Source organism: Shewanella sp. S1-49-MNA-CIBAN-0167, assembly GCF_040310145.1.
GTDB classification, from domain to species: Bacteria; Pseudomonadota; Gammaproteobacteria; order Enterobacterales; family Shewanellaceae; genus Shewanella; species Shewanella psychromarinicola.
Window position 1 is genome coordinate 22,821 of sequence record NZ_JBEOPO010000044.1, and the last position, 14,832, is coordinate 37,652.

Genomic DNA, 14,832 nt, shown 5'->3' on the forward strand with positions numbered 1-14,832 from the left:
CTTCAATGTGTCTACACCGGTAAATTATACCTGTGCCCTGTGTAATGAGCGATGGAAAATATTGATCGGGGCTTTTCCACAGGTTACAACAATGTTAACCTCATCCGATAAAATAACGAGTAAAGTTTATTTATGACCCACACAAAACCCAATAAAGTCATGTCGCTATACCACAAAGTCACTGCTTATCCATTGGGTAAGCATATTTTCTCTAAAATGGTGTCTCGGATGGCGCCCTATTTTGGCACAGTACACCCTTACATAAGCGATTTACGCGTTAACCGCTGCGAATGTTTAATAAAAAAACGCAAAAAAGTCCAAAATCATATTGGTACCGTGCATGTAATAGCCATTTGTAATGGCTTAGAAATGGCCATGGGCACGATGGCAGAAGCATCGATCCCGGCTCATTTACGTTGGATCCCAAAGGGCATGAGCGTTGATTACACCGCAAAAGCGGGTAGCGACATTTTATGTGTTGCACAGGTAAAATCAGAACAATGGCAAGTGGGTGATATGTTAGTTGACGTAAAGGCCTATGATACTAATGGTGTTGTGGTAGTCCAAGGGCATATTAAGCTATGGATTTCAGAGAAACCTCAAAAAATAACGAAGTAAATTAATCACCTTATTCACTTTTGCTAGGGAAGCATAATGTTAAAGAATGATCTGGCGCAAGCCAACAAAAATCATCTAGGAAAAATTATTCCGATCGCTATTTTGCTAATAATGCTTATCAGCTTATATGGCAGCTGGTATACCGTTGATCAGGGCGAACGTGGCGTCGTGCTACGTAACGGTAAAATTATCGATACTGCAGAACCAGGGCTTGGGTTTAAAATTCCGCTTATGGATACCGTGGTTAAAATTTCAACTCAAACTCACACAGCAAATTACCAAGGTTTACAGGCTTATAGCCGCGATCAACAACCCGCAACTTTACGCGCCTCAGTGACATTCAGCATACCGCCAGATCGTGTTGAAGAAGTGTATGCAAAATTTAAAAGCATAGACTTAATGGTATCGCGCTTACTTGACCGCCAAGTGCCGACTCAAATTGAGAATATTTTTGGTAAATATACCGCTATTTCTGCGGTCCAAGAACGGATCAAGTTTGGTATTGATGTCACCGAAGCCATTACTCAATCGATTAAAGGCCCGGCGACCATTAACTCAGTGCAAATTGAAAATATCGACTTTAGCAATGCTTACGAAAAATCGGTAGAAGACAGAATGCGCGCAGAAGTAGAAGTGCAAACCCAATTACAAAATCTTAAAAAAGAGCGCGTGAGTGCCCAAATTGCCGTGACTCAAGCGCAAGCTGAAGCAGACTCGCAACTGGCACGAGCCATTGCCGAAGCAGAAAGTATCCGAATTAAAGGTAACGCAGAAGCATCAGCCATTAAAATTCGTGCAGAAGCGCTAGCGCAAAATCAAAATTTAGTTGAATTGACTAAAGCTGAACGCTGGGATGGAAAATTGCCGACCACCATGTTGCCGACAGGTACAATCCCGTTCCTTGAAGTGCAAACCACCCAATAAATATCTCTATTGTAAAAAAACCAAGGGATCGGCATTAAAGCGGGTCGTTTGGTTTTTTTATGATGCTTTGCCCTACTTAACAATATTTTCTAGCGGCATTACAAGGTTTGGCTGTTAATCTCTAGTCGCGCATCTTTATTTAATAAAGAGGGCTTATAAACAGCTAATAGTAAGAGGAATTCAGAGATTAAGTACAACTAACATGAATAAGCATGGTTCTCCCATTCAATCAATACGTTTAGCCAATCTTGATGCAATCAGAGGTGTTGGCGTATTAGGTATTTTCTTCCTTAATATCTATTTCATGGGCAATAGCTTTTTGGGCTATGCTCCTCATGAAATTCAACCTACAACAGATATAGCCATACTCATTTTCAGCAACTTTTTTTTAGAAGGACGCTTCTTTAGCCTATTCGCCATGCTTTTTGGGGTGGGATTATTAATCCAATATCAACGCCAGCAAGCGAGACCGGTATCTGCCGTCGCGGCACCATCCCAAAATAATCAGATAAAATCCCGCTTATATTGGTTAATCGTCTTTGGGGTAATCCACGCTATTGTTATCTTCCCAGGAGATATATTATTGTCTTATGGCGTGAGTGGGTTATTGGCTTTTCGCTACATCAATCTCAATGCTGATGAGCTACTGCGCAAAGCCAGAGGGTTTATCTTGTTATCATTGATCCCCATTGCGCTCATTTCACTTATGCCTGACGAGCACGTTTATATACGCGACTCAGCATTTTTCATCGAGCAACTGTCAGCTTGGACAGGCAGCTACAAGCAACAACTCACTCTGCATTTAACCATGTTGGCTTACATGTTAGCGGTTATTCCGTTAACCCTAATGTGGTATATCGCAGGTCTAATGTTATTGGGGATGGCATTATATAAACGCAACATTTTTACCAATGGATTAGAGAAAAAAACCCTGTGGCAATGCGTATTTTGGGCCATCATATTGTCATCATTAGATTCGCTATTCAGTCTCAGCGGCAATCCGAGGTGGGAAGCGATGTCAGACCTATTATTATGGTTCAGCGCTATTGCGACGGCATTAATTTATATCCATATTATTGTTAAATTTTGTCAAAATGCCCCCCACAGACTAACACTTCTGCAAAATGCCGGCCGAATGGCATTTAGTTTGTACATTCTCCAGTCTATTGTTGGTATTTTATTATTACGTTATATTGCACCAGACTGGTTGTACTCACTAGACAGGATAGGTTATCTCTCCATTGCCATTATTTACAGTGTGTTACAGTTGCTATTAGCCGATGTCTATTTACGCAAATTCAATCAAGGTCCGTTAGAAAAACTTTGGCGCGTCTTAGTCTCCCGCACAAGTTAATCAATCTCAGCTTAGGATCATAACCACTCAAGGAAGAATACATGCAACTAAAATACTGTGCCATATTGATTAATCTCATCAGTATGAGTGCCATTGCCGCAGAGACATTACCGCCTATTTTAGATTTTAAGCCTAATTGCAGCCCAACCATTATCAATCAGCTTGCAGTAAGAGACGTTTATCTGACTGAGGATTTTCAAAGCCAAACCGATCAACAAATAGAACTGAGTATGTTCGACACCAGTATGTTCAAATTGCAGCGAGCAGCAAAACAACAACATGCTGACGCCATCATGTTGATGGCGTTGAATAAAACCACTATCACTAAAAGCAGTCACACCAGTGACTACAAAAGGGTAATTGAATACCAAGCCGACTTAGTCACGTTTTGTACTGATGATCGATCATTATCTGCCACACCAACGCCCTATAATCACTTAGGTAAAAAGCTGACGGTGACGACCTTCAACTGGCAAGTTAGCGAAACAGCAGAAGAATCGTTAGCCTCTCTGGCAAAAGCGGTTAAAAAGCCCCAAGCCGATGTGTCATTCACACATATTTACGGTATTCCCATGAGCGCATCAAGCCAAGTACTGTTTAGCACTCTTGGTCCGGCAAGTGTACAGCTGTCGCTTGAAAAAAATCAGTCAGCTTGGTTATATGGCCGTAATCTGTGGTTTATTTTGATTAATGATAAAGTGGAATTTGCCAGTTCAACGACCGCGCTACTGAGCGCATATGGTAAAAATTGGATCAGTTTCAATGATAATTTCGACGATAATCCTTGGACCTTGTTCGGCAAGATTAATATAAGAGATGAATTAGCCGATGTGTTAACCCAGAGCGATCACAAAGCGGTAAAAATCAATTCGCATCAATACGCCATTAAGCATCAAAACAACACCTTAATAATGGATTTTGCTGACTACAAACCCAATGCAACAAAACCCGTTAACACTGAATTGACTCAATTTACTCTCCATAGTAATCATTTCACTCAACCGATTGCTCAACTTCAGTTCAGCCCTATCGATACTCAAGGTTTTTCCAATGTGGTAAGCGGTAAAAATGCCACCTTAGCAGACCGCTCTGCAGCGCGTTATATCAATAACAATCAGCAAAACAGCTTTAACCTAACCCAAGATAAACAGTGGTTTATGTTATCGAGTTTTATCTTGGTCAAACAAGCCAATGAAGTGATCACTCGAGTCAAACTCACATCAGCCCTAACGACAGAAAAATATACCCAAGGCACATTTGCCCAAGCAGCAGTAGCGCTAAATTTACCGCAAACTAAAAGTGAATTTATGGCGCATTATCCCGATGCAGAAGACAACTATGATTCGGTCAATATCGATGGGGATAATTACACTATTGAAGCCATATTTGAATCGGAGCAAGATAATGCCCCTTTGGTTGAATTTGAAATAAGCTACCTAGACTGAATTAATCCCCCTGGACTGATATTAGAATGAATAAATTTGCTTGGTTGATGTTGCTGTTAATCGGCGCCATTTTTGGCGCCGTCCAACCCTGGTTGGCAGGTATTTATGGATTAATTAATGTGATCACATTTGGTTTGTATTACCGTGACAAATCGGCCGCTAAGCAGGGCCAGTGGCGCATAAAAGAAAGCACCTTACAATTTTTTGCTTTGATTGGAGGCTGGCCGGCAGCACTACTTGGCCAGTATCACTTACGCCATAAAACCCAAAAATCATCTTTTAAACGGCTATTGTGGTGTTGCATAGTACTCAACTCAGTCGGGGTTAGTTTATTGTGTTACCAGCAATGGCCGCCGCTATTTGATGGGTATCGTTAATTAACTTATTGGTTCAATTATCTCTTTAAACGAGGTGATAAGTATTAGCCCATCACTTTTTACGCTAAACTAGTCGCCCAATTACTAACCATTCGAGAGCAACTATGCGTATGATTTTGGCCATTGTGGTCATTGCGGGCGTTATTTTTTATTTTTTCACTCAATCGAACAATCAAAAAGCCGCCAAAGAGAATATTGAGAAAGGTAAGATTTTTTTAGCTGAAAATGCCCAACGCGAAGGCGTCACGCAAACCTTATCTGGCTTACAATATGAAGTGCTCGTTAAAAGCGAAAACACTGATCATCCAAGCGCAAAAAGTAAAGTGACCGTGCATTATCACGGTACGCTAATCGATGGCACTGTATTTGACAGCTCTGTCGATCGCGGCGAAACCATCAGCTTTGGTTTAAATCAAGTGATTAAAGGTTGGACTGAAGGCGTACAATTAATGAGTATTGGCGACAAATTCCGTTTTTATATTCCAAGCCAATTGGCTTACGGTAATCGCTCCACTGGAAAAATTGAAGGTGGCGCAGTGCTCATTTTCGATGTCGAGTTATTTGAGATTAACTAATCAGCAATGAATATCAGTTTAATCTGAAAATGAAAAAGCCTCCTTGTGGAGGCTTTTTGCTATTGGCTCTTGGTTATTGGCAAATGAGTCTTTACCCCATCACCATTTGACTATCATGCTAGGTAAAACGGATCGTCAATCGATTTTGCGGGCGCTGTAAACCATTTTGGCCCTTGGGCTGTCATGTAGAAATGATCTTCATGACGGATACCAAACTCGCCTGGCACACATATCATTGGCTCGTTGCTAAAACACATGCCAACGGCTAACGGCGTAATATCATTGCGAACCAAGTATGGCCATTCATGAATGTCTAAACCTATGCCATGGCCGGTACGATGAGGTAAACCCGGCAGCTTATAATCTGGACCAAAGCCAGCCGCTTCTAGCACTGTACGAGCGGCTGCGTCCACATCGCTACAAGATGTGCCAATTTGCGCCGCATCAAATGCCGCAATTTGCGCATCTTGCTCAAGTTGCCATAATTGACGTTGGCGATCATTGGCTTCACCAAACACATAAGTGCGAGTAATATCAGAGTTATAACCCTGTAACTGGCAACCCGTATCAATTAATACAGTGTCATTTAATGCTAGCGCCTTAGGCGATTTAACCCCATGGGGATAAGCGGTATCTTCACCGAATAATACGATGCAAAAATACGAGCCTTTTACGGCACCCACAGCATAATGAGCTTGATTAATAAAGTCTTCAACTTCAGCGGTGGTGATGCCCTCACGTAACATACTGGCCGTCGCTTTATGCACTTCAAGGGTCATGTCCTTAGCCCGCTGCATTAAGGCAATTTCAGCAACCGACTTAATCATCCGACAACCCGCCGTCACACTTGTTGCACTCACAAACCGTTGCTGAGGCGCAGCTTGAGCCATGCCATCGCTAATAAAAAAGGCGGTTGACTCATCAATACCGATTTTTGCTTGGTTAATGCCCATGTTAACTAACACATCGGCAAATAGCTGGAATGGGCTTTCATCTTCATGCCAAGTATTTACTCGACCTTTAATGATCATGTACCCCTGTAAGGTATCGAGTTCAAAAGCGGGGGCAATATACTGCACCTCACCAACGGCTGGAATAATCGCTCCCACCATACGCTCACTCGCAAACCACGATGTACCGGTAAAATAGTACAAATTAGTGCCCGCATTAACATAAATAGCATCCAAGCCATGCTGTGTCATTAATCGCTGAGCATATTGAATACGTTGGGTAAACTCATCATCACTTATCGCCGCCATGCCATCGGTCATATTGGCTAATGTGGCTAATGCTTGTTGTGGGCTTGCGCCGCCGACACCCATTGTCATAGGATTTCCTTTGGTTATTGTTTTCGTTTTTGTTATCGTTTTTGTTATCGTTTTTGTTACCAGATTAACAGTAGATTGCTTATAACGTATCGTCTTACCTTATTTAAATATGCCAGATAATCAACATAGCCAACGATACCGTCTGCATCGTTTTGTTACCATCTTATACAATATAAGGTTACAATTTTAGTCTGCTAGCTAAACATAATGTCGGCGACTTCACTTGCCAGTTTACTGCCACACTTGCGATAATCGTTATTCATTCTACAGAGCTGAGTTCATCAGCCGCCTCCAACGGAGAAACCATGACCAATATCATTGCTAAGCGCCTTAGCGCCATTCGTCAGCAGCTTGAAGTTAATCAAATCGATGCCTTTATTATTCCCCGCGCCGACGAGTATTTAGGAGAATACGTGCCTGCACGTAATGAGCGCTTACAGTGGGCCACTGGCTTTACCGGTTCTGCAGGCATGGCCATAGTGCTAAAAGACCGCGCGGCAATATTTACCGACGGACGTTACACTGTGCAAGTACGCCAACAAGTGGATGGCAACCTATTTGAGTATTTAAGCCTGCATGACGATCCCAAAATTGACTGGTTAATCGACACCTTACCTGCTGGCGCTAGCGTCGGCATCGACAGTCGCTTACATACGCTGGCTTGGTATCAACAAACCAAAGCGCAATTTGATAAAGCCCACATTAATTTAGTTGAAGTTGATGACAATCCGATTGATGTGAGTTGGTTAGATCGCCCGGCGTTATCAGCATCCATCATGACTTTATTTAGTCATCAAGGCGCTGGACGCAATAGCATCGAGAAGCGCCAACAAATTGGCCAGCTGGTGAAAAAACAAGGCGCAGATGTCGCCCTTATCGCGGCATTAGATTCATGTTGTTGGTTACTCAATATCCGTGGTAACGACGTGCCCCGCTTCCCAGTGATCCTTGGCTGCGGGTTATTATCAGCCAATGGCGACATGACCTTTTTTACCGATTTAGCCAAAGTACCGCAAAACATTGAAGATCACGTAGGTGCAGGTGTTAGTTTTAAAGATGAAGCGGAACTGGCAAGGGTATTAGCCCAAATGAATGGGGTGAAGCTATTAGCCGACCCACATTCTGCCAACGCATACTCGCAGTTACTGGCACAAAAAGTCGGTGCTAAGCTGATTGCAGGACTTGATCCTGTTGCATTACCTAAAGCACAAAAAAATGCTGCCGAATTAGCCGGTATGCGGGCGAGTCATATTCGTGATGGCGCAGCCGTAAGCTGCTTTTTAGCTTGGTTAGACAATCAAGTTGCACAACACATTATGCATGATGAAGCACAACTGGCTGACAAGTTAGAAAGCTTTAGATTGCAAGACCCGCTGTACCGTGAGCCAAGCTTTGACACTATTTCAGCCACTGGCGCCAATGCCGCCATGTGCCATTACAACCACAATAATGGCACCCCAAGCACCATGACCATGGACAGCATTTACTTGGTCGATTCTGGCGCCCAGTACCTTGACGGTACTACCGATGTCACCCGCACCATCGCCATTGGCAAGGTGACAGATGAGCAGAGAAAAATGGTCACATTAGTATTAAAAGGCCATATTGCCTTAGATACGGCCCGCTTCCCTAAAGGCACGTCGGGTCAGCAGCTTGATGCCTTTGCACGCCAGCATTTATGGCAACACGGTTTTGATTATGACCATGGTACAGGCCATGGTGTCGGTCACTTTTTAAGTGTTCATGAAGGCCCACAGCGCATTGGTAAAAACGTCAACGCCGTGGCTTTACTGCCGGGAATGGTATTGTCGAATGAACCAGGTTATTACCGCGCCGATGGTTTTGGTATTCGCATCGAAAACCTCGTCACCGTGCAGCATTGCCAAGCCCTAGCCGGTGCAGAGCGTGAAATGTACGAGTTTGACGTATTAACCCATATTCCAATGGATGCACGTTTAGTCGATAAGTCGTTATTAACTGAATTTGAAGTGAATTGGTTTAATCAATATCAGCAAAAAGTACGTAATACCTTAGCACCACTGATGCAAGGCGACGCGCTAGCGTGGCTCAATAAAGTCACCATCGCCATGTAAGCTTTTATCGCTACCGCCAACATCAATAACCGATAACCAAAGGCTTAGGACAAGTAATTTGACCTAAGCCTTTTTTATACATGTGATATGACTTTAGATATTAATACCTTACGGATATCACTCTTGATATTTACAATCTATTAACGTTTAATGGCTGTCTTATGTTGTTCAAAAGCTTAGTTGGACGTACACAAAAAATGTATGCCTAAACGACTACGACATCAAGGTGAACTGATTGCAGGTAATTGAAGCTAAGATAGGATGATATAAATCAATAACTTACATGTCGGATATTATCAGGCAAGCCGTGCAATAAGCCTTAGATGCTATAAGTAATTGAAATCGTTAACAACACAAAAACGGTTGTTATTGAAGTGTTTGAATTGCCTTACGCAGTTTTATTGGTATCGGAAGCTGAAAATAATATTGTCGACATTTTTGATTACATAGTGTTCCCGAACAATATGCCAGCTCAACAGTTAATATGCATTAATCGTCATGGACAAGTGTTGTGGGTTGCTAAAAATCCTTCAGTACCAAACACCAGTGCATATACAAATTTTACCCGTTCTACCAATAATGTGCTGAGTAATAGTAGTCAATAATGTCGCAGGTTGCTCTTGTTCAATCGGCTTATCTACAGGGAAATGACTGGGTACGGAATTCACAAAATAATCACCTAACCAAAAGCAGCAACTGACGCTATCATTTGTCGCGGTGCTAAACGTTAGGTTTTTTAGCTCTCTTATCGTTTACTGATAATATCTATCTTGGGAAAATTTATGAAACATGAAGAGTTACCACAAGATCATTCTGATCAATTATTAAAAGTACTGCATCGCACGATCCGATTTGCGATAAGAATACTTGCCGTGTTGATGGTATTAGTCATTTTTTGGAGCGTTGCAGACGTTGTCTATGTTATCTATAGCAAAGTGATAGTACCCCCGTATTTTCTCCTCGATGCTGAAGATATTCTTGAGACTTTTGGCGCTTTTATGCTTGTGCTCATAGCCGTTGAAATCTTTATTAATATTCGTTTATACCTTGGGTCAAATATTATCCCAGTAGAATTAGTGATTGCCACCGCTCTTATGGCTGTAGCGCGGAAAGTTATCGTGTTAGATCTTAAACTTGTTTCTTCAGAACACATCATAGGTCTTGCTTTGGTAACAATTGCATTGGGCATATCATACTGGTTAGTAAAACAAAGAAACGCATCCCAAACCTGACAAGTGCTTGCTACAGATTGGATACAGATCTCACCCTTTTTGCGCTAGGCATTAACGAGCCAACAACGGCACCTAATTGAAGAACCCGGTGTTAGCTTTATTTATCAGGTATAAGGAAATATGATGATCATCTCAAACACCCCCGAAATTTCTGGCTATAAAATTGTTGAATCAATCAACCTTGTCACCGGAAGCATGGTTCAGTCAAAACATATCGGTAGAGATATTATGGCGAGACTCAAAACCATCATTGGTGGTGAAGTGGCTGGTTATACTGAAATGCTGATCGAGGCCAGAGAGGAAGCATTGAGACGAATGATGACACAAGCAAAAAGCAAAGGTGCTAATGCTGTTGTCAACGTAAGATTTACGACAAGCGCTATTGCAGTTGGCATGTCAGAACTTTTAGTTTATGGAACTGCCGTTGTTGTAGAGAAAAGCTAATCGGGTTGCTGGGGTCTCTAAGCTCCAGCCCTAACCACTCTAGATGCTGCTTCGCACGACAATCACGTTTCTCCGATACCAACACGACCTGAAATTCCTTGTGGTCACCTTGAGCCTAAGACGCTGTGGCGATATAAGTCTTCCTGAACTCTTTCGGATGACATAAATCAGACTTTTGGAAGCGTTTTTTACATGATGTATATGACAATAACTTAATCCAGATTAAAGATTTTCATATACATTATCGGTAGTATTTACCATCGCTCATCGCACATACCAAACACACTCAAGATAAGAACAGCCATGTAATAAGCATGGCTGTTCTTATCTTGTTCTTTATAAAGCTGATGAATAATACTAAAAACGATTTTTAAGAGGATTGGACTTGAGTACTTTGTTTACAGAAACTCGTATTGGCAAAATGAGATTGAAAAACCGCTTTATTAGAAGCGCTACGTGGGAAAATATGGCAACAGAAGATGGCCATATGACGGATAAGCTATACGCTATCTACGAAGAACTTGCCAAAGGCGAAGTCGGCCTAATTGTAACGGGTTATGCCAATATTGTAGAAGAAGAGAAGCCAAATGCCGGCATGATGGGAATGTACAATGATTCCTTTATCGATGAATACAAAAAGCTCACCGAGTTAGTCCACCGCAATGATGCTAAAATAGTGATGCAGCTTGCTTACGGTGGCACAAAAACCACTCACAATGTAGGTGAAAGGGTGATCTATGCGCCGAGTGAAGTGTGTGAAAGAGGCACACAAACATTAGGCAAAGCGATGACTAAAGATGAAATAGATTACATCATTAAGGCATTTGCTCAAGCAAGCAGAAGAGCCCAACAATCAGGGTTTGATGGTGTAGAAATACACGCTGCACATAGCTATTTAATCAATCAGTTCTTGAGCCCATATTACAATCAAAGACAAGATGAATATGGTGGCAGCCTAGACAATCGGATCAGATTATTAGTAGAGATCTATGCTGAGATTAGAAAGCTTGTGGGTAATGAGTATCCAATATTAGTTAAATTGACCGCATCGGAGTTTTTTGATGGTGGGTTAACCTTTGATGAAACACGTATTATTTGTAAAAAGTTAGCCGCCATAGGGGTTGATGCCATTATCATCTCAGGGAATATACATGGCAAAGCAAGCACCATGATTGGCGAATCTTTTGATGGATATAACATTCAACAACAAGGCTATTTTCATGAATATGGGCAAGTTATTAGCGCAGAAGTTAATGTACCCATTATTACCGTTGGTGGATTAAGTGATATTAGTGCGATAGAAGAGATTGCAAATACAACCAATATTCAATGTTTTGCGATCTCAAGACCTTTGCTTGCTGAACCTCATTTAATTAAGCGCTGGAAAGAAGGCAACAGAGCACCTGTTGATTGTGAAAGATGCTCAAAATGTCGCACAAGACGTGGCAATTTTTGTGTTGTCCACAAGAAGAGATAATAAAGACTCGATCGCTTTTAAACTAAGCATTAACACCTTGATGTCCAGAAATGAGCTGAAAAGGCTCATCTGGCTAGGTATTATAAAATGATATCACCCCATTAATGTCTATCAGAGTGCATTCCTATCTGATAGATATTAGTCTATTTCATGTTAAGGCATTGGCCATTAAGGCATAGGGCCCCTATACCCTTGTTTATAAATAAATAGTTATTCCGCAGCATGAGTTCAGCAACAACTACATACTGACCCCCATTACTCTGATCTTAAGATAATATATTCTATATCCTATGTTGTTGTGATCTATTTTCGTACAACTTAAGTATTAGTATCGGATCATTTTTCAGTAACTTTTTTCAGTAACTTTTTTCAGTAGAGAGGGATTATGTGGTTTAGTTCAAAAGTTTATAGAAAAGCACTGGCAGCACAACTAATTATCACCCACCCATCAATCAGCGGCTATTGTGGTCGAGGTTAACAACTGCGCTAATCATAAGTGAGTAAGATTTGTTGGCATTGCAATTAAGATCGGTAATCACATTAACTGTCGTACAGGACTTAACGTCTTTATGGCATTATTTAATATGGCAGTCACAGTCACGCTGTGGCCCATTGTTAGGCCGATAGTTAGGCCGATTAAAAGAGGATGGGGGAATTTCATTATCCATGTTGTTCGCAACGAGTGAAAACAGCGTTACTCCTCGCTTAAGCGGGTTAACATTGCTAACACTCATCTTTGAGGAGTATGTTTGGCTGCCTACTTCTGCGTTGAATGACTTCAGAAGGGAGCGCCATTCTTTTATTCATTCGTGTTGAATTAGTTTGTCAAAATGCACTAAGTAGATGTTTTTTAGACCTCTTGGTATAACATCAAAAATGTTCTGCCATAAATGCTTTGATGAGATTGATAAAGTCATTCTGCGCTAACTTTGCACACTTCAGTGTTTGTTCATGGGATAGGGCTACATCTCCTAGGCCTTCTGCCATATTAGTGATAGCACAGATAGCCAGTACCGGGAGATTACAGTGAGCAGCTGATATAACCTCAGGTACTACAGACATTCCGACTACGTCTCCGCCGATTATCTGCATCATGCGGATTTCGGCAGCCGTTTCGAAATTCGGTCCACTGTAAGAGACAAAAACTCCTTCTGTGGCATTAATACCCTCTTTTTTTGCCACCGCCAATGCTTGCATACGTAAGGATTTATCATAAGCATTCGCTAAGCTAAAAAAGCGTGGGCCATAGGTGTCATCATTACGACCAGTCATAGGTGTGCCTGGCATGGTATTGATGTGATCGTTGAAGATAACCAGGGATCCGACGTCAATAGTCTCGGGGCGTAAAGACCCTGCAGCATTGGTCACAATGAGCAGTTCGCAGCCTAAACGTTTAAAAGTACGCACCGGATTGGTCATGACTTTCATGCTTTGGTGTTCGTAGTAATGGCCGCGGCCTTTCATGCAAACAACGTCAATACCATTCATTCGCCCCAGCACTAACTCGCCAGAGTGACCTTCGACAGTGCTGACAGGGAAGCCATCAAGATCTTCATAGGCAATACAAACTTTGTCTTCCAGTTCGTCGGCAAGGCTTCCCAAGCCGGAACCTAAGATGAATGCAGCCTTGGGACTAAAATGTGGTTTACGATCTGAAATGGTAGCTAGCGCATTGTCTACAGGATCGATCTTCATGGTTTATTCCTTACTGATTAATTATCTTAAGGTTAATTTACCCCAAGCTTTATTCTCAATTAATCACTAAATTCAACACTATTATCCTGATTTTAAGTACAATATGATTGCCAAATATTGAGGACCGGATAATGGATATTAATGAAAATGTACTAAATGGTCGTATAACATTGAAAATGCTTCGTTATTTTTATGCAGTGTCTCAATGTATGCATTTTGGGCAAGCTGCAGAACAACTTAATATTTCAACATCGCCCTTAAGTGCTCAAATTAAAGCGTTAGAGTCGGTGCTTGATGTGACCTTATTTGAGCGAACGACCCGCCATGTTCAGCTCACTGAAGTGGGTTTGATATTAAAACAGGAGTGTGCACTATTATTCGATATGTTTCGTGATTCGGTAAACAAGGTGGCTAAGGCGGGGCGGGAGTTAGATAACACAATCAACATAGGGTTAATGAGCTCGGTCTTTTGGACCGGTTTCGGCACAGTTCTAAGAGAGTTCAAAAAGCGTTATCCGCAATATACCTTTAATTTTATTGAGCTATCGCCAGAGATGCAGAAACAAGCGTTAAGCGAGCATCGTATCGATATAGGATTAGCCCGATTCGCTGATACCCGTAACATTTATCCACTGAGTGAAAGGCTTTTATACGCAGAACCCATGTGTGTTTTGGTGTCGGATGAGCATGCATTGAAAATGAAACAAAGTCTCAGTATGGATGAGCTTATTAATCAAGAGTTTGTGTTTATGAAGCGTACTAACTCTGCATCCACCGATATGATTATTGAGCGACTTTTAGCCAGCGGCTTTTACCCTAAGGTGACTCAGGAAGTTATTGAGCCTACGACGTTAATGGCTGTTGTGGCGACGAGCACTATGGTATCGATTGTGCCTCAAAGTTATCGTCAACATCAATGGCACAATGTGTGTTTTATTCCGTTAAAAGAGTCTATTCAAGCCGATATTTACGCAATTTATGACAGCCGGAGTGAAAGAGAGTCCGTGAATGTGTTTTTAGCAGAAATACCCGCTTTACTGAGTTTACAAAATATCAATTAGCGAATGAATTCGAATAGATGCCCCGCTCAAATGTTGAGGATTTAATCCGCTTAACCTAAGCGGCAGAAATGGGGGACTTTTGTGAGATGGTATTACATCATGTCTTCAGTTCTGTCTTGTTCACGTCAGGTTCCAGGGCGAGATCGTGAACGTTTTTTAAACAATTTAACTCACTATTTGACGTTAACATCTCGCTATGATCTTATACT

14 protein-coding genes are annotated in these 14,832 nt (G+C 41.7%); 11 read left to right on the plus strand and 3 right to left on the minus strand.

Translation table 11 applies throughout. The annotated features are described in order from the left end of the window. Positions 1-132: 132 nt before the first annotated feature. The 6 genes from AAEZ00_RS17605 to bamJ all read left to right on the plus strand — a co-directional run bounded on the left by AAEZ00_RS17605 (position 133) and on the right by bamJ (position 5,293). A complete protein-coding gene (locus AAEZ00_RS17605; RefSeq protein WP_101034438.1) occupies positions 133-618 on the plus strand; it encodes a hotdog fold domain-containing protein in 486 nt (161 codons plus the stop codon). A gap of 36 nt (positions 619-654) precedes the next feature. After that, on the plus strand, positions 655-1,542 hold the full coding sequence (locus AAEZ00_RS17610) for a prohibitin family protein (RefSeq protein WP_124012311.1): 888 nt from the start codon (positions 655-657) through the stop codon (positions 1,540-1,542). Positions 1,543-1,744: 202 nt separating this feature from the next. Next, complete coding sequence (locus tag AAEZ00_RS17615; RefSeq protein ID WP_124012312.1) at positions 1,745-2,896, plus strand: DUF418 domain-containing protein; 1,152 nt, start codon at positions 1,745-1,747, stop codon at positions 2,894-2,896. Positions 2,897-2,937: 41 nt separating this feature from the next. After that, positions 2,938-4,341, plus strand: a complete 1,404-nt coding sequence (locus AAEZ00_RS17620) for a hypothetical protein (protein ID WP_124012313.1) — start codon at positions 2,938-2,940, stop codon at positions 4,339-4,341. 26 nt (positions 4,342-4,367) lie between these two features. Further along, positions 4,368-4,718, plus strand: coding sequence for a DUF1294 domain-containing protein (locus tag AAEZ00_RS17625; protein WP_351089288.1), 351 nt, complete (start codon positions 4,368-4,370; stop codon positions 4,716-4,718). A 104-nt stretch (positions 4,719-4,822) separates the two neighbouring features. Continuing rightward, a complete protein-coding gene (gene bamJ / locus AAEZ00_RS17630; protein ID WP_101034433.1) occupies positions 4,823-5,293 on the plus strand; it encodes a BamJ family beta-barrel-assembly machinery protein in 471 nt (156 codons plus the stop codon). Positions 5,294-5,406: 113 nt separating this feature from the next. Here the strand turns inward: bamJ and AAEZ00_RS17635 are convergent, their stop codons facing one another. Further along, a complete protein-coding gene (locus AAEZ00_RS17635; protein ID WP_351089290.1) occupies positions 5,407-6,621 on the minus strand; it encodes a M24 family metallopeptidase in 1,215 nt (404 codons plus the stop codon). A gap of 305 nt (positions 6,622-6,926) precedes the next feature. Between AAEZ00_RS17635 and AAEZ00_RS17640 the strand changes: the two genes are divergently transcribed. Next, on the plus strand, positions 6,927-8,714 hold the full coding sequence (locus AAEZ00_RS17640; RefSeq protein WP_124012315.1) for an aminopeptidase P family protein: 1,788 nt from the start codon (positions 6,927-6,929) through the stop codon (positions 8,712-8,714). Positions 8,715-9,244: 530 nt separating this feature from the next. Here the strand turns inward: AAEZ00_RS17640 and AAEZ00_RS17645 are convergent. Further along, positions 9,245-9,382: a hypothetical protein gene (locus AAEZ00_RS17645; RefSeq protein WP_164839445.1), complete on the minus strand. Its 138-nt coding sequence runs from the start codon at positions 9,380-9,382 to the stop codon at positions 9,245-9,247. A gap of 114 nt (positions 9,383-9,496) precedes the next feature. Between AAEZ00_RS17645 and AAEZ00_RS17650 the strand changes: the two genes are divergently transcribed. From AAEZ00_RS17650 to AAEZ00_RS17660, 3 genes are all read left to right on the plus strand, one after another. Further along, positions 9,497-9,946 carry a phosphate-starvation-inducible PsiE family protein gene (locus AAEZ00_RS17650; protein ID WP_101034429.1) on the plus strand — a complete coding sequence of 150 codons (450 nt, stop codon included), beginning with the start codon at positions 9,497-9,499 and terminating at the stop codon, positions 9,944-9,946. Positions 9,947-10,069: 123 nt separating this feature from the next. Then, positions 10,070-10,390, plus strand: coding sequence for a YbjQ family protein (locus tag AAEZ00_RS17655; protein ID WP_124012671.1), 321 nt, complete (start codon positions 10,070-10,072; stop codon positions 10,388-10,390). A 385-nt stretch (positions 10,391-10,775) separates the two neighbouring features. Next, positions 10,776-11,867, plus strand: coding sequence for an NADH:flavin oxidoreductase (locus AAEZ00_RS17660; RefSeq protein ID WP_124012316.1), 1,092 nt, complete (start codon positions 10,776-10,778; stop codon positions 11,865-11,867). Positions 11,868-12,737: 870 nt separating this feature from the next. On the opposite strand, the gene xapA is transcribed toward AAEZ00_RS17660, so the two are convergent. Further along, positions 12,738-13,562, minus strand: a complete 825-nt coding sequence (xapA, locus tag AAEZ00_RS17665; protein WP_101034425.1) for a xanthosine phosphorylase — start codon at positions 13,560-13,562, stop codon at positions 12,738-12,740. Positions 13,563-13,693: 131 nt separating this feature from the next. Between xapA and AAEZ00_RS17670 the strand changes: the two genes are divergently transcribed. After that, a complete protein-coding gene (locus tag AAEZ00_RS17670; RefSeq protein WP_351078255.1) occupies positions 13,694-14,623 on the plus strand; it encodes a LysR family transcriptional regulator in 930 nt (309 codons plus the stop codon). The last annotated feature ends 209 nt before the right edge of the window (positions 14,624-14,832 follow it).

Coding starts and splice junctions, on each gene's coding strand:
- AAEZ00_RS17655 (WP_124012671.1), top strand. CDS start 10,070: ATGATCATCTCAAACACCCCCGAAATTTCTGGCTATAAAATTGTTGAA.
- bamJ (WP_101034433.1), top strand. CDS start 4,823: ATGCGTATGATTTTGGCCATTGTGGTCATTGCGGGCGTTATTTTTTAT.
- AAEZ00_RS17620 (WP_124012313.1), top strand. CDS start 2,938: ATGCAACTAAAATACTGTGCCATATTGATTAATCTCATCAGTATGAGT.
- AAEZ00_RS17615 (WP_124012312.1), top strand. CDS start 1,745: ATGAATAAGCATGGTTCTCCCATTCAATCAATACGTTTAGCCAATCTT.
- AAEZ00_RS17670 (WP_351078255.1), top strand. CDS start 13,694: ATGGATATTAATGAAAATGTACTAAATGGTCGTATAACATTGAAAATG.
- AAEZ00_RS17605 (WP_101034438.1), top strand. CDS start 133: ATGACCCACACAAAACCCAATAAAGTCATGTCGCTATACCACAAAGTC.
- xapA (WP_101034425.1), bottom strand. CDS start 13,562: ATGAAGATCGATCCTGTAGACAATGCGCTAGCTACCATTTCAGATCGT.
- AAEZ00_RS17610 (WP_124012311.1), top strand. CDS start 655: ATGTTAAAGAATGATCTGGCGCAAGCCAACAAAAATCATCTAGGAAAA.
- AAEZ00_RS17635 (WP_351089290.1), bottom strand. CDS start 6,621: ATGACAATGGGTGTCGGCGGCGCAAGCCCACAACAAGCATTAGCCACA.
- AAEZ00_RS17625 (WP_351089288.1), top strand. CDS start 4,368: ATGAATAAATTTGCTTGGTTGATGTTGCTGTTAATCGGCGCCATTTTT.
- AAEZ00_RS17650 (WP_101034429.1), top strand. CDS start 9,497: ATGAAACATGAAGAGTTACCACAAGATCATTCTGATCAATTATTAAAA.
- AAEZ00_RS17640 (WP_124012315.1), top strand. CDS start 6,927: ATGACCAATATCATTGCTAAGCGCCTTAGCGCCATTCGTCAGCAGCTT.